Below are 20,275 nucleotides of genomic sequence, written 5' to 3' on the forward strand. Positions count from 1 at the left end.
CCCCCCCCCGCCGCCGCGCGCGGCGCCCTCGCCGGCGGCGCGGCGGCCCGCCCGCCCGGGGCCCCCCCTCCCCCCCCCGCCGCGCCCCCCCCCCCCCCCCTTTTTTTTTTTTTTTGGGCCCCCCCCCCCCCCCCCCCCCTCCTCATCAAATCAGCTTCCCGAGGCCTCCTTGGGCGTGATCTCCACCCGGGTTGGCGATACCGGCAGCGAAAGGCCCGGCGCCAGATCGGGGAACACGGTCTTGCCGAGCTCGATCTTCACGGCCGAGGAATTCGGCGCGTATTTGGCATCGACCATGTCGGTGGTCAGGCCCGGCGAGTTGAACAAAACGGTCGTGTCGGCCGGCTTCTTGCCGGTGTCGAGAATGTCGACGGCTAGCTTGATCGCCTCCGCCGACAGCGACGGCGGATTGGCGCCGAGCCAGCATTTCGCGCCCTTGGTCTCGGCGCAGGTGACGCCGGTGCCGTTGAAGGCGGCGGCGACGATCGGCACCATCGGCCGGTCGGCATTCTGCAGCGCCTTGATGGCGCCGGTGCCGTAGCCCTGCGAGAAGATGCCGTCGACTTCCGGATGCGCCGCGAGCAGGCTCGCAACGCCCTCCTGTTCGGGCCCGGCGGCGTAGTTGCCGTTGAAGTAGCCGACGATCTCGATGCCCGGATATTTCTTGAGCACGGCGCCAAAATTCTTCTCGAACTGTTCCGAGATCGGCGCGCCGGCAAGGCCGCGATCCATCAGCACCTTACCCTTGCCGCCGAGGATGGACGCCATCCATTCGGCCTGGTTGTTGGCCATGATGTCGAAGTCGGAATGCAGCTTGTAGGCGCATTCGGCCGACACGGTCTGGTCGAAGCTGACGACGATGATGCCGGCGTCGCAGGCCTTCTTGATGGTGGGGTTGAGGGCCTCGGCAGAGGATGCGTCGATCAGGATGGCGTCGGGCTTCTGGCGGATGATGTTGTTCAGGGAATTGATCTGCGCCTGGACCGTGTTCTCGGCATTTTCGATCTTGAGGTCGACGCGGCCTTTCAGCGGCCCCTTGTTGACCGCGACATTGGCGACGCGCTCCATTTGCTGGCGCCAGTCATTGCCGACGAAGTTGTTGGAAAGATAGATGGCGTAGGTTTTCTTGGCCTCGGCATGGCCGAGTGTCGCTCCAACGCAGACTGCCAATCCGGCAAGCGCCAGCAAGCCGGCGCACAGGCTCCTCGATTGCATTGCCTCCTCCCTATGTTCCTCCCCGGCCGGCGATGGACTGCGCCATCTTGATCGGACACCGGGCCTTTCAGCAGGCCGCGGTCGCTGGCGGAATTCGCGCGCTATGTCGCTTGCCGCCGGCGCTTCAGCCTAGCTATCATGCTATTATAATTTTATGAGCCTGTCCATGCGCCCATCATCAGAAATCGCACTTTCAAGCGATCTCAGGACAGGTCGTTTGGCGCGTCGTAGGTGATGCTGAAAATATCGGCGGGATGGCGGGCGACGGAGAACTCGATGCTGCGCTGGTCGGCCGACTGATAGAGCATCTCCACCGTCAGCACCGCGCTGCCCAGCGCGATGCCGAGATCGGCGGCGACCGCCTCGTCGGCGATTTCGGCGCGCACGGTGACATGCGCTACATCGAGACGCAGACCGAGATGCTTCTGCACCGAGCGGAAGATCAGAACGTCGGAGAAGTCCTCGCGCTTCAGCCTAGCACCGATGTCTGGCGGGAAGTAGGTGGTGATCTGCGCCTTCCGCTGTTCGCCGATCGACAGCACGCTGCGCAGGCAATAGCCCGCCTCCTCCTTGCCCATGCCGAAATGGCGCTGCAGCACGGGAGAGACTTCCTTGCGATAGGATTTCACCGTCAGTTGCGCATCCTTGGTGAAGGCCGCCATGTCGGCGAAGTTCTTGAACTTCCAGCTCAGATTGACCGACGGGCTGCGCGCCGCGACCACCGCCGGCTTGGCCGAGCGCTTCTTGATCAGGCCGTCGGCCTCGAGATCGCGCAGCGCCTGGCGCACGGTGATCAGGCTGACCCCGAAATGCGCGGCGATCGCCGCCTCTTTCGGCAATTCGCCGCCGACGGGAAAAGTGCCGTCGCCGATCGGCACGCGCAATATGTCGGCAAGCTGGCGATAGAGCGGCCCGTTGGCGCGGCCGAGCGTGCGCCTGGGAAGACTGTCGATGGTGGGAACGGTGCGGTCCATGAGCCTCTTCGCGTCTGCGTCGAAGCTTTTATAATAGCTTCCATCGCCCGAGGCTATCGCATGACGCGCAAAACCGCGCAGGGTTAAGAACACCGCCTAAACGAGAAGCCGAAGCGGATGCTCGATCGCCGATTTCAGCGCGGCGAGCCACGCCGTCGAACTCGCCTCGTCGACACGCGCGGCATCCGCCGTGAGCAGGCATTCGGCATGGTCGCCGGCGGTGCCGACCGAGACCGTCAGGCGCATGGGCCGGCCCGGCGACAGCGGCATCATCACCGGCCGGACATCGCCCCGCGGCAGCAGCCGCATGGATAGGACGGCGGGTTCTTGCGAATCGTCGCGATCATCCGCCTGCGCCGCAAGCCGCATCGCGCGAAGCGATGTCAGCGACATTCCCGAGGTGGTCGGGAAGACGACTTGCCGGTTGTCCAGCTCGACCGCCACCTTCGCTTCGGCGACCGGGGTCGCGTCCGAAATCTCAATGAAAGCGCTGCCGGCTGCGCGCAGCAGGATATCGTCGATGTCGAACACCTTCGCTGAACTCTCCAGCGCGGCCAACAATTCGTGCAACGGACCCAACGCGATCGACGTCGCGAAGGCCGCGATGGAAGCCGCAATCGCCGGCGCTGGGGCAGCGGCTGGGCGGTCTGCCGGGGCATCAACTAGGACGAAGTGGAGCACGTCTGCGGCGAGGATGCGGCCCTCCGGACCGCTGCCGCGGAGGGTTTCGAGCAAAAGGTTGCGCTCGCGGGCAAGCCGGCGCGCATAGGGCGAGGCAGCCAGCCGCGATGCCGCCGCAACGTTCATTTCAGGTACTCGGAATTGACGCAGTTGCTCAGCCGGCCCTCGGCGAGATAGGCATGCACGACCTCGATCGATTTCAGCCTGAGATCGCGCATCGCCGCCGGGCTGTAGAAAGCCGCGTGCGGCGTCACGATCAGTCGGTTGGCGATCCACGGTTCGCGGCGCCGCCATGCTGACAGAAGCGGATGGTCGAGATCACCGGGTTCGTTCGGCAGGACGTCCAGCCCGGCGCCGGCGACATTGCCTTTGCGCAGCGCCGCTTCCAGCGCGTCGAGATCGACGATCGGACCGCGCGCCGTGTTGACGAGGACAAGGCCCGGCTTGGCGGCGGCGAAGGCATCTTGGCCGATGATCTTGCGCGTTTCCTCGCTCAACGGTGTGTGGACGCTCACCACATCGGCCCGGCCCATCAGCTCGGCCAGCGAATGCACCCGCTCATAGCCGGTCGACAGGTCGACGCCGGACAGAAGATGCGGATCGTAAAACACCACCTTCATGTCGAAGGCTGCGGCGCGGCGCGCCGCGGCAAGCCCGATACGGCCCAGCCCCACGATGCCGAAGGTCGCGCCCTTGTGACGGCGCACCAGCGGCGCCTTGGAGAAATGCCAGCCCTCGTCGCCATTGGCCGCAAGCTCGGCGCCATAGGCTGACGTGCCGCGCGTCAGCGCCAGCATCAGGCCGATGGCATGGTCGGCAACTTCGGTGGTGCCGTAATCAGGCACGTTGCAGGCCGGAATCTTGCGCGCGCCCCAGCCGGCCGTATCGATGTTGTCGAAGCCGACGCCGGAGCGCACCGCTATCCTGGCCCTGGGAAAGGCGGTCGGCCGCGCGGCGACGTTGTGGGTCGGCGAATAGTTGATGACCGCGTCGACCACCTGACAAATCGCCGGATCGAGCGCGGCGGCCTTGTCGTTGGTCGAGCGTGCCAAGATGAACTCGATATCGGGATAGTGCTCGCGCTCGAGCTCGGCCTCGTCGGCGGCTTGCCAATTGGCGCACAGGACCTTCATGCTTGCCCTTCGGATTTCTGGATAGGGTAATTACTTCTTGATGCCGCCGATGCGCCCACCCATCGGCACCACGGCGCCGACCGGCTGATCGATGGCGCTGAGCGTCCCGCTCACCGGCGCCTCGATCTCGACCACCGCCTTGTCGGTCTCGATCTCGGCGATCAGTTCGCCTTCCTTTACCGCATCGCCCACCGCCTTCAGCCATTTGACGACCGTGCCTTCGCTGACAGTGAGGTCGCCGAACGGCATCGTCACCGGCTCGTCGTCACCGGCGGCGGAGGCTACGGAAGCGGCTGGAGCAGCGGGCGGCGGCTTGGCTGGAACGGGCGCAGGCTTTACCGGCGCGGCGCTCTTCAGGCCGACCGTGTACCAGTGATCCGGCACCGGCGGCTTGCCGGCTATGACGTCGCGAGCGCCCTCGACGATGCGCGCCGTGTCGACCAGCATGGCGCGTTCGAGCACCGGCGCGAAGGGATGCGAGGTCGGCGCGCTGTGCAGCCTTCCGGGCGGAGCGTCGAGCTCGTCGAAAGCGAGCTCGTTGATCGCCTGGGCGATCTCGCCGCCAAGGCCGCACATGGCCCAGGCCTCGTCGACGACGAGCAGACGATGCGTCTTCCTGACGCTGACGACGATCGTGTCGATATCGAGCGGCATGATCGTGCGCGGGTCGATCACTTCGGCTTCGATGCCTTCGGCCATCAATGCCTCCGCGGCCTCCAAGGCGCGCTGCACCATCTGCCCGGCCGCCACGATGGTGATGTCTTTGCCCACCCGCGCGATTCGCGCCACGCCGAACGGCACATAGTGCTCGCCGACCGGCACCTCGCCCTTGGAGGCAAACAGCGCCTTCGGTTCCAGCATGATCACCGGATCGCCAGCCCTTAGCGCTGTCTTCATCAGGCCCTTGGCGTCCGCCGGATTCGACGGCACGCAGACGATAAGGCCCGGCATATGGGCGAAGACAGGATGGTAGATGCCGCTGTGATGCGGGCCGGAACTGCGTAGCGCGCCGGCGCCGACGCGCACCACCATCGGTGCGCTCATGACGCCGCTGGTCATGTAGCGCAGCTTGGCCGCCTGCAGGAAGATCTGCCCGGCGGTCTCGAAGGCAAAGTCGGCGAACATCAGGTCGGAGATGGTGCGCGCGCCGGTGGCGGAAGCCCCTACGGCGGCGGCGGTGAACCCCTGCTCGGAGATCGGTGTGTCGACCATGCGATCGGCGCCGAACTCCTGCCACAGGTTCTTCGTGTGGGCGAAGCTGCCGCCACGCTCGCCTGTGCCCTCGCCGAAATAGAGGATAGAGGGATTGGCGCGCATTTCTTCGGCAATGCCGTCGCGCACCGCCTCGAGCCAGCCTTGCGTTCGGGTCTCCCCGACGGCCCGCGGCTGCAGGGCGGCCGGCGGATTGATCGGATCGGCAAAGACATGCAGGCGCACCGTCGCCGGGTCGGGCTCGGGCGAATTGCGGGCGAAGGCCAGCGCCTCCTCGACCACCTTCTCGATCCGCGCCTGTATTGCCGCGAGCGCCTCGGCATCGGCAACGCCGTACTCCTCGATCAGCCGCTTGCGGAACATGTCGATCGGATCGCGCTTGATCCAGGCGTCGAGTTCCTCTTGCGTTCGGTAGGTGCCGATGACAGGGTCGCCCTCATGGTGGCCGACGGTGCGATAAGTCTTGGCTTCGATGAGCGTGGGGCCCTTGCCGGAGCGGGCGCGTTCGGTCGCCTCCTTCATGGCCAGCCAGACGGCGAAGACGTCGTTGCCGTCGACGGCGACGCCGGGCATGCCGTAGGACGCGGCCTTGGTGGCGATCTCGGGATTGAGCGTGATCGATTTGAGCGGGGTGGCGGTGGCGTAGAGATTGTTCTCGCAGATGAAGACCGCCGGCGCCCGCTGCACGGCAGCGAAGTTGAGCGCCTCGTGGAAGCCCCCATGGTTGGCGGCGCCATCGCCGAAGAAGGCGACGCCGATATCATCGCGGCCCTGCTGGCGCGCGCTCATGCCGATGCCGACAGCATGGCCGATGCCGGCGGCGACGATGCCGTTGGTGCCGAACAGGCCGACCGAGCGGTCGTAGAGATGCATGGTACCGCCGCGGCCGCCGCAGATGCCGTCGGCCTTACCGAACAGCTCGGCCATCACGCGCCCGGGATTGGCGCCCTTGGCCAGCGCATGGCCATGGCCGCGATGGGTCGACGTGACCCAGTCAGTCTGCCGCAAATGCGCGCAGACGCCGACGCCGGTCGCTTCCTCGCCGATATAGAGATGCAGGAAACCGGGCGTCTCACCCTTCCGGCAGGCGATCTGGGCAATGCTTTCAAAACGGCGCAGCAGCACCATGCGTTCGAACAGGTCGAGCAGGATTTTCCGGTCGGGTAGATTTGGCGCACCCTTGAAATCCTCGCGAGCGCGCGCCGCAGAAATTGCCACCAAAGCCTCCCATGGATTCGTCTGGCGCCGGGCAAGAACACGCCGGCTGCGAGCTTGTGGCTGCTCGCTTTGGGCTCATCATAGATTATAATAGCATAATGTCTACTGGCTCTGAGCAGAGCTTGCGACGCACAAGCGGGTTCACCGTTTCACCGGGCCGGCGAAACGCTCGACAAAGGTCCTGACGAGGAGCCGCGCTCTATATCCCGGTCATGCGCACCTTGGCATCGGGCCGCTGGAACAGCTCCGGCCGAAGACTGAGGCCCAGTCCCGGCCCGTCGAGCGGCGCGACATGGCCGTCGCTCACCGGCGGAATGTCAGCAACGATTTCCGTATACCAGCCGGTGAAATAGGCGCGCACGGCTTCCTGGTAGTTGACGTTCGGCAAGGTGGCCGAGAGGGCGCAACTGGCGGCATAGACGATCGGCCCGGTGCAGTCGTGCAGCGTCACTGGCAATTCGCTGGCCTCGGCCATGTTGGCGATCTTCCGCGCTTCCGAGAGGCCGCCGCACCAGGCAAGGTCGATCATGATCACCGACGCGGCGCGCTTGTCGATCAGCTGCCTGAACATCTGCCGCGTGGCCAGCCGCTCGCTGGCCGCGATCGGGATCGACGTGTGGCGCGCCAGCTCGGCCATGGCGTCGAGCTCGTTGTAGCGGATCGGCTCCTCCAGCCAGGTGACGTTATAGGCTTTCAGCGCCTCGGCGATGCGCATCGCCGGCGCCAGGCTCCAGAGGCCATGCAGCTCGACCATGATCTCGATGTCGCGGCCGACGGCGTCGCGGATCTTCTGGAACGGCTCCAGCGCCTTGTCGAGGTCGGCAAGCGAAATGCGGGCGCCGTTCGATGCCTCGGCGGCAATATCGAACGGCCATATCTTCATGGCGCCGATGCCTTCGGATTTCAGGCTCTTTGCGAGGTCGCCGGCATTGTAGCGCCATGCCAGCAGATCCTCATACGGACCCTCGTTGGAATCGCCCGATTTGAGCGACCAGTCCTCACCGCGCTCGAACAGCGCATTCTTCCTGCTGGCCCGCACATGCTTGTAGCCAGCGCAGGTATTGTAGATCGGGACGCTTCTGTGCGTGCGGCCCCCCAGCAATCGCCAGACCGGCTCGCCAAGCGCCTGGCCATAGATATCCCATAGCGCGATGTTAACCGCAGAATTGCCGCGGACTTCCGCGCCGGAGTCACGTGCGCCGACATAGACGCTGCCCAGCGTGCGATCGTGCAGCTCGATATCGCGAGGATCCTTGCCGATCAGATAGGCGGCGACATTGTCGTGGATGTAGGCGGCGACCGGTCCCGGCGCCCAGAAGGTCTCTCCGGTGCCGATCAGGCCGGCATCGGTGTGGACGCGAAGCCAGAACAGGAATGGGAACTCCGCCAGCTGCAGCGTTTCGAGCGCAACGATCTTCAATCTTTCCTCCCGGCTCCACCGGAGCGCATAGCCCGAGAACGATAGCACGAGCCCGTTGACAGCTATCTATGGATACCGGTATCCATCGCGTCAAGATGACCTGGGGAGGAGGTTGGCTTGCCTGCTCAAATTCCAGACGCCACGACGCGGCGGGCGCTTGTCACCGGCGCCGCCGGAGGGCTTGGCCGCGAGGTCGCTGTGCAACTGGCCAGGCGCGGCTGTGCCGTCGCCGTCACCGACATCAACGGCGAAGGCCTGACCGAGACCGCCCGGCAGATCGACCAGACCGGCGCCGAAGCCGAGACCATCATCGGCGACTTTACGCTCGAAGGCGCACCGGAAGCTGCGGTCGAAAAGGTTGTCGCGCGTTGGCGCGGCATAGACATCCTCGTCAACAATGCCGGCTATGGCGTGATCGAGCCCTTTCTCGACTCCACCTACAAGGCCTGGACCCGCACGCTGGCACTCAACGTCACGGCGCTGGCCATGGCCTGCAAGGCGGCCGGCCGGGTGATGCGTGAGCAGCGCTCGGGGCGCATCGTCAACATCACCTCGCCGGGCTCGCGCATGGCGCTGCCCGACTACACCGCCTATACGGCGAGCAAGGCCGGGGTCGATTCCATCACCCGCGCCGCGGCGGTCGCGCTTGCGCCCTACGGCGTCCTGGTCAACAGCCTGGCGCCGGGCATGATGGACACCGAGATGCAGCGTTCGACCGAGCTCGACCTCGCCCGCGTCAATGGTCGCGCGGATCTGCAGGCCTTCCTCGACGAACGCACGCGCCGCATTCCGCTCGGGCGCCGCGCCGAGATCTCCGAGGTGGCCGAAGCCGTCGTCTGGCTCTGCATCGATGCGCCGAAATACATGACCGCCGAGCGGCTCAACATGTCGGGCGGACTGGACAAGGACTAGGCATCCAATGCTGCGAAACTCCCCTCCCGGCAGCGCCGATATCGCGGCGCTTCAACGCAAGGCGACGCAGTTGCGCCGTCACATGCTGGACATGGCGCGCGGCCAGGGCCAGGGCTATATCGGCCAGGGCCTCGGTATCGCCGATGTGCTTACGGCGCTCTATTTCCACGAGCTGCGCTACGACCCGCACAATCTGGCATGGCCGGACCGCGACCGTTTCCTGTTGTCGACTGGGCATTATTCGATCGCGCTTTGGGCTGCCCTGGCTGAGGCCGGCATCATCCCGGTCGAGGAACTTGTCACCTATGGCGCCGACGACAGCCGGCTGGAGATGTCGACGCTCGACACCACGCCCGGCGTCGAGGTCATCGGCGGCTCGCTCGGCCATGGCCTCGGGCAAGGGGTCGGCCAGGCGCTCGGGCTTCGCCTCGATCGCTCGGACGCGCGCGTCTTCGTCGAGCTCTCCGATGGCGAGATGCAGGAGGGCTCGACCTGGGAAGCGGCGATGTCGGCCAGCCATTTCGAGCTGGACGGGCTGGTGGCGCTGATCGACTGCAACGGCATCCAGGCCGATGGACCCGTGGTGCTCAACATGGAGCCGGTGGCCGACAAATGGCGCGCCTTCGGCTGGGAAACGGTAGAGATCGACGGCAACGACATGAAGGCCATCGTCGACGCGCTGACCGGCGCGCGCAAGCGCAACCGCAAGCCGAAAGCGATCGTGCTGCGCACGCTGCCCGGCAAGGGCGTGCCGCGCATCGAGGCCAGCGAGAAATCGCACTTCTTCCGCATCGAGGTGGCGCAGTGGGACGGCATCATCGCCGAGTTCGACAGAAGCATGGGTACCCACCAATGAGCGGCGGCATGAAGGCCGGACGCACGCTGGCCATGGGCCAGGACGAGGCCGTCGGCGGCGGCCGGCAAAGCGTGGAAGCGCCGTTCGGCCGGGCCCTGGCCAGGCTTGGGCAAAGCCGCAACGGCATCGTCGGGCTGACCGCCGATCTCGGCAAATACACCGACATATTGCCGTTCCGGGACGCCTTTCCCGACCGCTTCTTCAATGTCGGCATGGCGGAACAGAATCTCGTCGCCGTCGCCGCTGGGTTGGCCCGCACCGGCAAGGTGCCGTTCGCCACCACCTATGGCGTGTTCGCGACGCGTCGCGCCTATGACTTCGTCGCCATCGCGCTTGCCCACTCCAACCTCAATGTGAAGATCGTCGCCGGCCTGCCGGGATTGACGACCGGATATGGCGGCACCCATCAGGCGATCGAGGATCTGGCTCTGATGCGCATGATCCCCGGTATGACCGTCATCGACCCTTGCGATGCGACCGAGATCGAGGCGGCGACGGCGGCGATCGCCGAACATCAAGGTCCTGTCTACATGCGGCTGCTGCGCGGCAACGTTCCCGTCGTGTTCGAGCCCGGCTACACGTTCGAGATCGGCAAGGCGAGGCGGCTTCGCGAAGGCTCCGACGTCGGTATCATCTCGACCGGATTCATGACAGAGCGGGCGCTGGACGCGGCGAAGGCTTTGCAAAAGCAAGGCACCTCAGTCGGGGTGATGCATGTGCCGACGATCAAGCCGTTCGACGCTGTCGCCGTCACCGAATTTGCCGGCTCGGTAAGCCATATAGTTACCGCTGAAAACCACGTCGTGGTCGGCGGGTTGGCCAGCCTTGTCGTCGAGAGCCTGTTCGAGGCCGGCGTCGCGAAGCAGGTAACGCGCATCGGCCTGCCCGACCGCTACATCGAATGCGGCGCGGTACCGACTCTGCAAGCGAAATACGGCCTCACCACCGAAGCCCTCGTCGCAACGATTTCCGGGTTGGAGTCCGCATGAAGATCACCGAGATCGAGACCTTCGCCGTCGGCGCCGGGTGGAAGAACTGGCTTTTCGTCAAGGTCCATACCGACCAGGGAATGCACGGTATCGGCGAAGGCACGCTGAACGGCTTCATCAAGACCACTGAAGCCGGCGTGCATGAGCTCAAGCATCTCGCCATCGGCCAGGATCCGCGCCGCATCAACGCCTTGGCCAAGCGCATGCTGGACAGCGTTTCGCTGGACGGCGGCCATATCCACCGCACGGTGATCGCGGCCGTTGAGGTCGCCTGCTGGGACATTCTGGGCAAGAGCCTGGGCGTGCCGATCCACCAGCTTCTCGGCGGGCAGGTGCGCGACACCGTGCTCGGCTATGGCAATGGCTGGTATCGCACCGAACGTACGCCGGAGGCTTTTCTTGAAGCCGCAAAAGCCGTGCTGGCGAAAGGCTTCAAGGCGTTCAAGCTCGACCCATTCGGCACCGCGCAAGGTTTCATTTCGCGCGAGGAACTGGATCTTTCCTATGCGATCTGCCGCAGACTGCGCGATGAACTGCCGAGCGATACGCTGATCCTGATCGACGTGCACGCCCGCTTCACCGAGATCGCGGCGCTTCAGGCGGCGCAGAAATTTGCCGACCTCGCCATCTACTGGTGGGAGGAGCCGAGCTCGCGCGATCGCCAGGAGACTGTGCATGCGGTGGCGCACCGCTCGCCCATCCCGGTGGCGACCGGCGAGATGTACGACACGGTCGGCCAGTTCTACACGCTGGCCGCCGGCGGCGGCGTCAACATCTTCCAGCCCGAGCCGATGTCGCTTGGCGGCATCGCGCCATCGCTGCAGGTGGCCAATCTGGCTTTAGCCCATGGCAGCCACATCGCGCCGCATCAGAGCGGCGGACCGGTGGCGACGGCGGTGTGCCTGCAACTGGCGGCGGCGGTACCGAATTTCCTGATCCAGGAGCATTTCGACGCCTTCAATGATCCATGGACCCGCGAGCTGGTGACCTGGCATCCGACCGTCAATCCGGACAATGGCCACCTGTCGCTGCCGCAAGCGCCAGGGCTCGGCATCGATCTCAACCTCGATGCGGTCAAAGACCATCCTTACGATCCCAACGCCTATCTCAACGTTCATGCCGAGGGTTGGGAGAAGCGTCTGGGACGCCGCGAGCAGCCGGCGACAAAATCCTGATCAGGCGCTTTCGCGGTCGATGATCTCGAAGCCGAGGCTGGTGACGGCCGGCGCCTCGCCATCGCCGCCCAGCCTCGCCAGCAATTGCCGCACGGCGCGCCGGCCCATGTCGTAGCGGTCGACCTTAACCGTGGTCAGCCGCGGATAGAGCTGCGCGGCGAGATCCATGTCGCCATAACCGGCGATGGCGATCCTGCCGGGCACCGCCCAGCCCCGCCGGTGGCACTCCTGCACGGCGCCGATGGCCAGCGTGTCGCTTGAGAAGAAGATGGCGTCGATCTCCTTGTGCCGGGAGGTGAGCGTGATCAGCGCCTCGGCGCCGCCCTGCGCGGTGATCGGGACCTCGACCTCCATGCCGTCATGATTCTTGATGCCGAGCTTGGTCAGCGCCGCATGGTAACCGGTGCGGCGCTGTTGAAGACGGTCATTGCCGTGGATCGGCGTCGAGACGAATCCGATCCTTTTGTAGCCCTTGGCGGCCAGATGCATGGTCATGGCATAGGCAGTCTCGAAATTGGAGACGCCGACCACCATGTCGATCGGATCGCGGCCCTTGATCTCGGAAATCTCGACCACCGGCGCGCCGCTGCCCTTCAGCAAGGCGCGCGCCGTCTCGCTTTGCACGAAGCTCTGCAGGATCATGCCGGCCGGGCGCCAGCCGAGCAGCGTACGTATCGCTTTCTCCTCGGCTTCCTGCGTGAACTCGCCCTGCACCAGCAGCATCGAATAGCCGCCCTCCTGGCATTCGTCGGACATGCCTTGCACCTGCTCGGCGATACCCGAATTGATCAGCGGCGGCACCACCGTGCCTATCATGCGGCCGTTGCCGCGCATGCTGGAGGCAAGCTGGTTGGGTACGAAGCCGATCTGCTCTATGGCATCGAGTACCCTGGCGCGCGTCTCCGCCGAGACCCGGCCCGGATTGGACAGGGAACGCGACACCGTGATGGGGGCGACACCGATGCGCCGCGCGATCTCGCGAACCCCAAGGCGCTGCGACGCTGTGTTTCCACCCGGGTCGTCCCCCGGCTCATCGGTCATCGCCAAGCTCCAACAAAGTGCGATGCAGAGGGAAACCCTGCTCCGGATCGCACGGCCAGCCTCATTCATAGCGGGTGCGACAGGCGCTTTCCAGCGATGTGCTAGCGTCACCCGATCCAGAAATTTCGCCGTTGACAAGTTATAATATTATAATCTTAATGGCGCGGAGGAGCACGCCGGGATCGGCGTGGACGCGACGGTGCCGGTTGCACGAGCCGGAGGCAGGCGCCGCCAGGGAGGTAGGATGGAAAGCGTGGCTGACGTGAGCTCGCCGCCCCGGGATGGGCAATCGTTCCGGCGGCGGCTGATCGCTTTCATTGCCATCGGCGAAGTCGGCGTGCTGGCGGCGATGGCTTTGCTGATCGTCTTCTTCTGGCTGCTCGAACCGGCCTTCCTGTCGGAGCGCAACCTCCGCGCCATTCTCAACGTCGTGTCGTTTGTCGGCATCATCGCCATCGGCCAGACCGTCCTGCTTGTCGCCGGTGAGTTCGACCTGTCCGTCGGCTCGGTGGCCGGATTGTCCGCGGTGGTCGCCGCCAAGCTGATGACGGCGGCCGCGCTGCCGGTGGCCGTCGCCATCCTAGGCGGGATCGGCGTCGGCGCAGCGATCGGGCTGCTCAACGGCGTGATCGTCGTCAGGCTCGGCATCCCCGCCTTCATCCAGACGCTCGGCATGCTGTTCATCGGCCAGGGCCTGATCCAGGTGGTGACGGGCGGCTATCCGGTCTATCCGCTGCCGGAGGCTATCAATGCGATCGGCGGCGCCGACCTCGCCTTCGGCCTCGGCTGGAGCTTCGCCTTCTTCATCGTCGCGGCGGTCGTCGCCGATTTCGTCCTGCGCCGCACCGTGCTCGGACGCAACATCTACGCCACCGGCGGCAACCAGGAAGTGGCGCGACTCGTCGGCATCAACACCAGCACCTACAAGATCGGCGCCTTCATCGTCGTCGGCGCGCTGGCGGCGATCGCCGGCATGTTCGTGATGGCCGATCTCGGCAGCGGCGGCACCTCGATCGGCAGTGGCTGGGAACTGACGGTGATCGCCGGGGTCGTGGTCGGCGGCGTCAGCCTGTTCGGCGGTGCCGGCACGGTCGCCGGCGGCGTCGTCGGCATCCTGATGCTGAAGGTTGTCCAGAGCGGCCTCGTCGTCATCGGCGTCAACTCCAACTGGCAGCAGATCGCGGTGGGCGTGATCATGGTCATGGCTGTCGGCCTCGATATCGTGCGCCGCCGCTACTTCATCGCCGGCGCCTAGCCAGCCACGAAAGTACAATGAAAACAGCAGATTTTACGCCGGCAAGACGCCGGCGAAACAAGGGAGGTAGGACATGAAGATCGATCTGAGAGAGGGGCTGATCCGCACGGCATTCGCGGCAGCAGCGCTCGCCGCGTCGCTGGGCTCGACGAGCCTCGCCCAGGCTGCCGACATCCATCTGCTCTGGGTGCAGGCGATGAAGGATCACCCCGTGCACCGGCTCATGCAGGCGGGTTTCCTCAACAGGTGCAAGGAGCTCGGCTATACCTGCGAGGTGGTCGGCGATCCGAGCGCGACGAATTGGGACATTCCGGCGACGCTTCCGCTCGCCGAAGCCGCCCTGGCGCGCACCAAATATGACGCGATCGGCGTCTATGGTCCCGACCCGGCGATCTACTCCTACATCTCCAAGCTGGCCAAGGAGGGTTTCCCGATCGTGACCTGGCATGTGCTGCCGCCTGAAGGCACGGTGCAGGGACTGAAGGCCGCGACCGGCGAGGACATTGCCGGCGCCGGCCAGAACGCCGCCGTCGCCATCGGCGAAAAGCTCGGCGGCAAGGGCACCGTGGCCCTGACGCAAGGCGCGTCCAACGATACGGAGAACGCCATGTCGGCCGCTTTCCGCAAGACCATCGCCGAGAAATATCCCAATATCAAAGTGCTCGACACTCAGATGGAGGGCTTCGAGCCGTCGGCGGCCGAGGCCAAGGCGGTGGCGATCCTGCAAGGCAATCCGGATGTGACCGCGGCCTTCGGCACCACCGGCAACAGCATCCAGACCTGGTCGGGTGCGGCCCGCAAGGCCGGACGCGACGTCGTCATCGTCGGCATGGACTATATCAGGCAGAATCTCGATCTGGTGAAATCGGGCGCTGCCTACGGCATCGTCGCGCAGCCGCTCTACGAAGAGAGCGCCAAGGTCGCCGAACTGCTCGGCGATCTCGCGCAGGGCAAAACCGTCCCCTACAGCAACCCGTTGCCGGCCAAGGTCATCACCGCCGCCGACCTCGACCCCTACTATAAGATGCTGGACAGCGCCGGCCAGTAACACCCATCGCCGGGTCCGCGGCTTGCCAGGACCCGGCATCGCCAAGAGGATTGCCGTGCCCAACGTCGCCCAAGAACCGCTGTTGTCGGCCACTGCGATCGCCAAGAGTTTCGGCGGCGTGCAGGCGCTGCGCGGCGTCGACTTCGACGTGATCCCGGGCGAGATCCACGCTTTGCTTGGTCAGAACGGTGCCGGCAAGTCGACGCTGGTCAAAATCCTCAACGGCGTGCATCCGGCCGGCTCCTATACCGGCGCCGTCAAGCTCGACGGCCGGCCCGTCAGCTTCGCCTCGCCGGCCGATGCGCGATCGAACGGCGTCGGCTACGTGCCGCAGGAAATCGAGGTGCTCGAGCAGCTTTCGGTCGCCGAGAATGTCTTTGCTGGCCACACGGGGTTGGGCGACGGCTTCATGGTCCACCAACGGAGGCTGGAAAAGCGGGCGGGTGAGATATTCGCCGATCTTGGCATCGGCATCGATCCCAGGGCCTATGTCGCATCGCTGACCTCGGCGCAGCGCCATCTGGTGATGATCGCCCGCGCCATCGTCATGAAACCGCGCGTGCTGATGCTGGACGAGCCAACCGCCTCGCTCTCCGGCGCCGAGGTCGACGCGCTGTTCAGTGTGCTCGGCCGCCTCAAGGCGCAAGGCGTCGCGATGATCTACATCACCCACCGCCTACCGGAAGTGCTGGCGATCTGCGACCGCGCCACGGTGCTGCGCGACGGACAGGTGACGGTGCGTATCGCGAGGGAGGATTTCGACGCCGAGACCTTCATCTTCTCGATGTCGGGTCAACGATTGCAACGGCTGTTCCCAGAGCACGCGGCTCCCATCGGCGCAGCGGCCGCGCTTGAGGTTCGCAACCTCACCGTTGCCGGCCATAGCGGCGCCGTGCATGGCGCGAAGGACATCAATCTGTCGGTGGCCGCCGGCGAGATCGTCGGGCTTGCGGGCCTGCTCGGCTCCGGCCGCAGCGAGATCCTGCATGGCATCTATGGCCGTGTGCCGGCCGGGGGCGAAATCCGCGTCGCCGGCGAGCCCGTGGCGATCGGATCGCCGAGCGATGCCCGGGCCGCCGGCATCGCGCTGTTGACCGAGGATCGCAAGCGGGACGGCCTGCTGTTCAATCTGCCGGTCGGCGCCAACATCACCATCGGCAATCTGTCGCCGTTGGCGCGGCACGGCGTAGTGCGCGGCGGGCTTGAACGCAGCTCGATCTTGGCCGCCATGCGTGCGCTCAACGTCAAGGCGTCGTCGCCGCAGGCTTCGGTCAGCCATCTGTCGGGCGGCAACCAGCAGAAGCTTCTCTTCGCCCGCGTGCTGATGCGCGCCCCGAAAGTGCTCCTGCTCGACGAGCCGACCAAGGGTGTCGACGCGGCAACCCGGCACGAGATCTATCGGCTCGTGGTTGACCTCGCCGAAAACGGCGTGGGGTTTGTGATCGTGGCCTCCGAGCTAGAGGAACTGATCGGCCTTTGCGACCGTTGCCTGGTCGTTGCCGACGGCCGCATCGTCGACGAATTCGGCCGCGGCGAAGGCGGCGAGGATCGTGTGCTGCGTTCCGTCGCCGCGGCACAAGCCGAACGCCACGTAAGAGCTTCACAGGTTTCACCATGATGTTTGCCGGCAAACGCGTTCTGGTTACCGGCGCGGCCACCGGCATCGGCCAGGCGACCGCCGAGTATCTCGTGACCGAAGGGGCGCAGGTCTTCGGCGCCGGGCTGGATGGTGAAGAGGGCAAGGCTCTCGCTGACCGTTACGCCGAAAGCCAACTGATCTTCCGCGAGAGCGATCTCACGCGCGAAGCGGAGGTCCAGGTAGCGGTGGCGATGGCATCAGAGCGGTTCGGCGGTCTCGACGCCGTCGTCAACTGCGCCGGCATCTATCCGACCGGCAAACGGCTCGAGGAGCTTTCCGACGAAGACTGGGACAGGACCATTGCCGTCAACCTGACCGCCATCTTCCGCATCTGCCGCGCGACCTTGCCGCTGCTGCGCGCGGCCGGCGGCGGCTCGATCGTCAACATCGCCTCGGTGCACGCCGATGCCACGGTGCCCGGTGTGCCGGGCTATGCGGCGACGAAGGCGGCGGTCGTCGGATTGTCACGGCAGATGGCGCTCGACTATGCCGTCGACCGCATCCGCGTCAACGCCGTGCTGGTCGGCTCGGTCGCCACTCGGATGACACTGGACGGATTGGAGGCGGCCGGCGGCGCGGAAGCACTGGGGCTGTCCTTCAAGCCCAACCGGATCGCGCGCATCGCCAACCCGTCCGAGATCGCCAGCGCCATCGGCTTCCTGATCTCGGACGCTTCATCCTTCGTCACCGGCAGCGCCATGCAAGTGGATGGCGGTCTCCTGGCCCGATTGCTCTAAGCTCCGGGTGTAAGCGCGAACGGGATGAATGACACGGTGCCGGCGGCGCTTTCGCCGCGCGCAAGCACGATCACGCCTTCATCCGGATCATTCCATCGGCCACGGTTGAAGGCGCCCGAGGCATTCGTCTGCGGTTCCAAGCAGAAATAGGGCTTGGTCGGGTCGGCATAGAGCATCAGATGCTTGAAGACGGGATCGGCGACGATCCGCAATCCGGCGCCACGCGACGGAAAGCGGATAATCGCTTCGCCGGTCCAGCCGCCATAATCATTGTTGCGCCATCCGCCCGGCAGCCGCCCGCCCGTCCCGAAATCCAGTTCGGGCGGCAGCGTGATCGGATCGCCCGAAAGGCCTTGGGGCTCTTCGAGATGAAAGCGCCGGGCGCTGAATTGCAACGTCACGTCAGGGTCGCGATCGAACCAGGGATGCAGGCCAAAGCCGAACGGCATGGCAACCGGCCCTGTGTTGGTGAGCGTCATGGTGACGCCGAGACCCTCCTCCGAGACGGCGAAGACCTGCTCGGCGCGATAGGAATAGGGTTCCGTCCGGGCAGCGACCTCGAGCGCCAGCGTGGCTGCGGCGGCACTGGCCCCGGTGACGGTCCACGGCTGCTTCCAGCCACTGCCGTGGACGTTGAACCTCTCGGGCGGATTGTTGGGCAGGACCTGCCAGCGCCTCGCCCCGAAGTCGAATTCGTTCCGGGCAATGCGGTTGGCGTAAGGCACCATCGGGAACATGGCGACGCCCAGCACGTTGCCGGCATCGCGGTCGTCATCCGAAAGCCGGCGCATAAGGTCGATGCCGCGCCAGCGCATCGCGCTGACGCTGCCGCCGATAGCCGGTGCCAGTTCGACCTCCAGCGCCCCTGCCCTGAGTGTCGGCGCTTCAGAAATTGCGCCCATAACCGGCCGCCCAGCCGCCGTCGACGCCCAGCATCTGTCCGGTGGTGTAGCTGTTCAACGGATCGCAGAAGAACAGCACCGCGGCGACCGCCTCCTCGACGCTGCCGGCGCGGCTGACGGGCGTGTGGCTGAGCATCGCCTTGTCGCCCGAAACGATGGCATCGTCCTCGATAGCGCCGAAGCCAACCGCGTTGACCAGGATCTTCGGCCCGAATTCCATCGCCAGCGCGCGCATCCCTGCCAGGATCGACGCGTTCTCCATGGAGAAGCGCGGATGGCGGCGCATCGGCATGCTGGCGACCGCTGAGATCAGGAAGACGATGCGGCCGCCGCGCTCGGCCATCACCACGGCGGCCTTGCGCGCGTCGGCATAAAGGGAGCGCGGGTCTCCGGCCTTCGGTCCCGGGCGCAACGGACACGAAATCAGCAGAATATCGGCGACGGTGTGCGCGGGGGCGCCCTCCACAATACGCCCGCCATTGGCGCGCAACGCGGCGAGCACCGCGTCGACGATCGGATTGGTTTCGCCGTCCAGCGCGATCGTGGCGCCGGCGAGATCGATTTCCATGGCGGTGCTCACATCATGTATCCCGCGGTCCAGCCGCCATCGACGGCCAGCACCTGGCCGTTGATGTAGCTGGCGGCCGGTGAAGCCAGGAACAGCACGGCCTCGGCGATCTCCTCCGGCTGGGCCGGCCGGCCGAGCGGTACATGGGCGAGGAACTCCTGGGTGCGTCCGGCGAACTTGCCGTCCTCGCCGTAGAATAGCTTGGCGGTCAGCGCCGTCATCACCGATCCGGGCGCGACGGCGTTGGTCAGGATGCCGCGGTCGCCCAGCTCTATCGCCATCGATCGGGTCAGATGGACGATGCCGGCCTTGGCGGCGACGAACGGGCTCTGCAGCCGCATGGCCGCAAGCCCGACCACGGAGGCGATGTTGACGATGCGCCCGCCCCTGCGGGCGGCAAGCATCGGCGCCAATGCGGCACGGCTCATAATGTAGAGGCCGTCGAGGTCGATGCCGGTAATGCGATCCCATTCCTCGGGAGGAAACTGGTCTATGGGGACGCGGTGCGCCAGCGTGTTGACGCCGGCATTGTTGACCAGAATATCGAGGCGGCCAAAGCGCTCGGAAACTCTAGCGATCGCGGCGTCGACCGATTGGGCATCGCGAATGTCGAGAGCGCAGGCCATTGCGTTGTGCAGACCGGCCGCGACGCGCTCGGCGCCTTCGATGTCGATGTCTGAGACGACAACCGCAGCCCCGTTGTCCGAAAGCCGCTCGGCGATGGCGCTTCCAATTGCGCCCGCCGCCCCTGTGACCAAGGCGACCCTATCCGATAAGTTGCACCGCATTGCTCGCCTTCATTATCACGCTTCGGAATGAAGCTATTATAATGATATCAAAGGTCAAGGAGGTCGAACCGGAATTTCCTTGAACGGTCCAGGGGACGACCGAAATGGGGCGCAAAGTCGTCGCCCTCTTGCAGCTGGCGCAGGTCAACTATGGGTCAAGTCGGCATACCATACGTCCAAACCAGTGACCCGAAACGACTCAAAGATCAACTTCGCAGCAGGCCTCGAAATCGTTCTCGAACACTATCCAAACGATTTTTATTGGAGGGGTTCGAGTCCATGGTGTGGGCAAAGTTACTTGGATGGTTGTTTTGGTGGGCCCGGAGGATGTTTGGAAATGAAGCTAAATCAAATACTTAGTAACAGTGGGATCATTGACCTTCCAAATCCTTTTCAATGTTTTTTTGATGTTTTTGTCCCACCCACTAATGCCGCCTAGCAGGCTGTTGAAGAAGTCAGGCGCGCTCGCAGACGAAGCCTGAATCGTCGGCATTGTGGATGTAGAAGTGGCC

At 65.3% G+C, this 20,275-nt stretch carries 18 protein-coding genes; 8 read left to right on the forward strand and 10 right to left on the reverse strand.

What is annotated here, in order from left to right:
- Window positions 1–150 precede the first annotated feature (150 nt).
- The 6 genes from P9272_RS08680 to P9272_RS08705 all read right to left on the reverse strand — a co-directional run bounded on the left by P9272_RS08680 (window position 151) and on the right by P9272_RS08705 (window position 7,853).
- The gene (locus tag P9272_RS08680) at window positions 151–1,215 is read right to left on the reverse strand and encodes a substrate-binding domain-containing protein (RefSeq protein WP_278160194.1); all 1,065 of its coding nucleotides are present in this window, start codon (window positions 1,213–1,215) and stop codon (window positions 151–153) included.
- 203 nt (window positions 1,216–1,418) lie between these two features.
- On the reverse strand, window positions 1,419–2,189 hold the full coding sequence (locus P9272_RS08685) for a GntR family transcriptional regulator (RefSeq protein ID WP_278160195.1): 771 nt from the start codon (window positions 2,187–2,189) through the stop codon (window positions 1,419–1,421).
- A gap of 96 nt (window positions 2,190–2,285) precedes the next feature.
- The gene (locus P9272_RS08690; RefSeq protein ID WP_278160196.1) at window positions 2,286–2,996 is read right to left on the reverse strand and encodes an E3 binding domain-containing protein; all 711 of its coding nucleotides are present in this window, start codon (window positions 2,994–2,996) and stop codon (window positions 2,286–2,288) included.
- Window positions 2,993–4,003 carry a C-terminal binding protein gene (locus P9272_RS08695; RefSeq protein WP_278160197.1) on the reverse strand — a complete coding sequence of 337 codons (1,011 nt, stop codon included), beginning with the start codon at window positions 4,001–4,003 and terminating at the stop codon, window positions 2,993–2,995. The genes P9272_RS08690 and P9272_RS08695 overlap by 4 nt, the downstream gene beginning before the upstream one ends.
- Window positions 4,004–4,033: 30 nt before the next feature.
- Window positions 4,034–6,433, reverse strand: a complete 2,400-nt coding sequence (locus P9272_RS08700) for a thiamine pyrophosphate-dependent enzyme (RefSeq protein ID WP_278160198.1) — start codon at window positions 6,431–6,433, stop codon at window positions 4,034–4,036.
- Between the two features lie 199 nt (window positions 6,434–6,632).
- Window positions 6,633–7,853, reverse strand: a complete 1,221-nt coding sequence (locus tag P9272_RS08705) for a mandelate racemase/muconate lactonizing enzyme family protein (RefSeq protein WP_278160199.1) — start codon at window positions 7,851–7,853, stop codon at window positions 6,633–6,635.
- A gap of 117 nt (window positions 7,854–7,970) precedes the next feature.
- Between P9272_RS08705 and P9272_RS08710 the strand changes: the two genes are divergently transcribed.
- Genes P9272_RS08710 through P9272_RS08725 form a run of 4 tightly spaced genes read left to right on the forward strand, consistent with a single transcriptional unit; the run spans window position 7,971 to window position 11,785 of the window.
- Window positions 7,971–8,765, forward strand: a complete 795-nt coding sequence (locus P9272_RS08710; RefSeq protein WP_278160200.1) for an SDR family oxidoreductase — start codon at window positions 7,971–7,973, stop codon at window positions 8,763–8,765.
- A 7-nt stretch (window positions 8,766–8,772) separates the two neighbouring features.
- Window positions 8,773–9,621, forward strand: a complete 849-nt coding sequence (locus P9272_RS08715) for a transketolase (RefSeq protein WP_278160201.1) — start codon at window positions 8,773–8,775, stop codon at window positions 9,619–9,621.
- An 8-nt stretch (window positions 9,622–9,629) separates the two neighbouring features.
- Window positions 9,630–10,610, forward strand: coding sequence for a transketolase C-terminal domain-containing protein (locus tag P9272_RS08720; RefSeq protein WP_278160203.1), 981 nt, complete (start codon window positions 9,630–9,632; stop codon window positions 10,608–10,610).
- The gene (locus P9272_RS08725) at window positions 10,607–11,785 is read left to right on the forward strand and encodes a mandelate racemase/muconate lactonizing enzyme family protein (protein WP_278160204.1); all 1,179 of its coding nucleotides are present in this window, start codon (window positions 10,607–10,609) and stop codon (window positions 11,783–11,785) included. Before P9272_RS08720 ends, P9272_RS08725 begins: the two co-directional genes overlap by 4 nt.
- Here P9272_RS08725 and P9272_RS08730 read toward each other — a convergent pair whose 3' ends face one another.
- Window positions 11,786–12,826, reverse strand: a complete 1,041-nt coding sequence (locus tag P9272_RS08730) for a substrate-binding domain-containing protein (protein ID WP_278160205.1) — start codon at window positions 12,824–12,826, stop codon at window positions 11,786–11,788.
- A gap of 244 nt (window positions 12,827–13,070) precedes the next feature.
- On the opposite strand from P9272_RS08730, the gene P9272_RS08735 reads away from it, so the two are divergent.
- The 4 genes from P9272_RS08735 (at window position 13,071) to P9272_RS08750 (ending at window position 17,505) form a co-directional block, all read left to right on the forward strand.
- Window positions 13,071–14,081: an ABC transporter permease gene (locus P9272_RS08735; RefSeq protein ID WP_278160206.1), complete on the forward strand. Its 1,011-nt coding sequence runs from the start codon at window positions 13,071–13,073 to the stop codon at window positions 14,079–14,081.
- A gap of 73 nt (window positions 14,082–14,154) precedes the next feature.
- Window positions 14,155–15,129: a substrate-binding domain-containing protein gene (locus tag P9272_RS08740; protein WP_278160207.1), complete on the forward strand. Its 975-nt coding sequence runs from the start codon at window positions 14,155–14,157 to the stop codon at window positions 15,127–15,129.
- A gap of 55 nt (window positions 15,130–15,184) precedes the next feature.
- A complete protein-coding gene (locus P9272_RS08745; RefSeq protein ID WP_278160208.1) occupies window positions 15,185–16,747 on the forward strand; it encodes a sugar ABC transporter ATP-binding protein in 1,563 nt (520 codons plus the stop codon).
- Window positions 16,744–17,505, forward strand: coding sequence for an SDR family NAD(P)-dependent oxidoreductase (locus P9272_RS08750; protein ID WP_278160209.1), 762 nt, complete (start codon window positions 16,744–16,746; stop codon window positions 17,503–17,505). The genes P9272_RS08745 and P9272_RS08750 overlap by 4 nt, the downstream gene beginning before the upstream one ends.
- On the opposite strand, the gene P9272_RS08755 is transcribed toward P9272_RS08750, so the two are convergent.
- From P9272_RS08755 to P9272_RS08765, 3 genes are read right to left on the reverse strand one after another with little or no spacing between them, the layout of a single operon-like run.
- A complete protein-coding gene (locus tag P9272_RS08755; RefSeq protein WP_278160210.1) occupies window positions 17,502–18,407 on the reverse strand; it encodes an aldose 1-epimerase in 906 nt (301 codons plus the stop codon). The two genes, P9272_RS08750 and P9272_RS08755, sit on opposite strands and share 4 nt — an antisense overlap.
- Window positions 18,391–18,987, reverse strand: a complete 597-nt coding sequence (locus tag P9272_RS08760) for an SDR family oxidoreductase (RefSeq protein ID WP_278160211.1) — start codon at window positions 18,985–18,987, stop codon at window positions 18,391–18,393. The genes P9272_RS08755 and P9272_RS08760 overlap by 17 nt, the downstream gene beginning before the upstream one ends.
- Entirely contained in the window at window positions 18,984–19,763 is a 780-nt protein-coding gene (locus tag P9272_RS08765; protein ID WP_278160212.1) for an SDR family NAD(P)-dependent oxidoreductase, read from the reverse strand. Before P9272_RS08765 ends, P9272_RS08760 begins: the two co-directional genes overlap by 4 nt.
- Between the last annotated feature and the right edge of the window lie 512 nt (window positions 19,764–20,275).

This window comes from Mesorhizobium sp. WSM4976 (assembly GCF_029625685.1).
Taxonomy (GTDB): Bacteria; Pseudomonadota; Alphaproteobacteria; order Rhizobiales; family Rhizobiaceae; genus Mesorhizobium.

Bases quoted from the DNA above. Each gene is read 5' to 3' on its own strand.
- P9272_RS08680 (WP_278160194.1), bottom strand. From the start codon at position 1,215: ATGCAATCGAGGAGCCTGTGCGCCGGCTTGCTGGCGCTTGCCGGATTG.
- P9272_RS08685 (WP_278160195.1), bottom strand. From the start codon at position 2,189: ATGGACCGCACCGTTCCCACCATCGACAGTCTTCCCAGGCGCACGCTC.
- P9272_RS08690 (WP_278160196.1), bottom strand. From the start codon at position 2,996: ATGAACGTTGCGGCGGCATCGCGGCTGGCTGCCTCGCCCTATGCGCGC.
- P9272_RS08695 (WP_278160197.1), bottom strand. From the start codon at position 4,003: ATGAAGGTCCTGTGCGCCAATTGGCAAGCCGCCGACGAGGCCGAGCTC.
- P9272_RS08715 (WP_278160201.1), top strand. From the start codon at position 8,773: ATGCTGCGAAACTCCCCTCCCGGCAGCGCCGATATCGCGGCGCTTCAA.
- P9272_RS08720 (WP_278160203.1), top strand. From the start codon at position 9,630: ATGAAGGCCGGACGCACGCTGGCCATGGGCCAGGACGAGGCCGTCGGC.
- P9272_RS08725 (WP_278160204.1), top strand. From the start codon at position 10,607: ATGAAGATCACCGAGATCGAGACCTTCGCCGTCGGCGCCGGGTGGAAG.
- P9272_RS08730 (WP_278160205.1), bottom strand. From the start codon at position 12,826: ATGACCGATGAGCCGGGGGACGACCCGGGTGGAAACACAGCGTCGCAG.
- P9272_RS08735 (WP_278160206.1), top strand. From the start codon at position 13,071: ATGGAAAGCGTGGCTGACGTGAGCTCGCCGCCCCGGGATGGGCAATCG.
- P9272_RS08740 (WP_278160207.1), top strand. From the start codon at position 14,155: ATGAAGATCGATCTGAGAGAGGGGCTGATCCGCACGGCATTCGCGGCA.
- P9272_RS08750 (WP_278160209.1), top strand. From the start codon at position 16,744: ATGATGTTTGCCGGCAAACGCGTTCTGGTTACCGGCGCGGCCACCGGC.
- P9272_RS08755 (WP_278160210.1), bottom strand. From the start codon at position 18,407: ATGGGCGCAATTTCTGAAGCGCCGACACTCAGGGCAGGGGCGCTGGAG.
- P9272_RS08765 (WP_278160212.1), bottom strand. From the start codon at position 19,763: ATGCGGTGCAACTTATCGGATAGGGTCGCCTTGGTCACAGGGGCGGCG.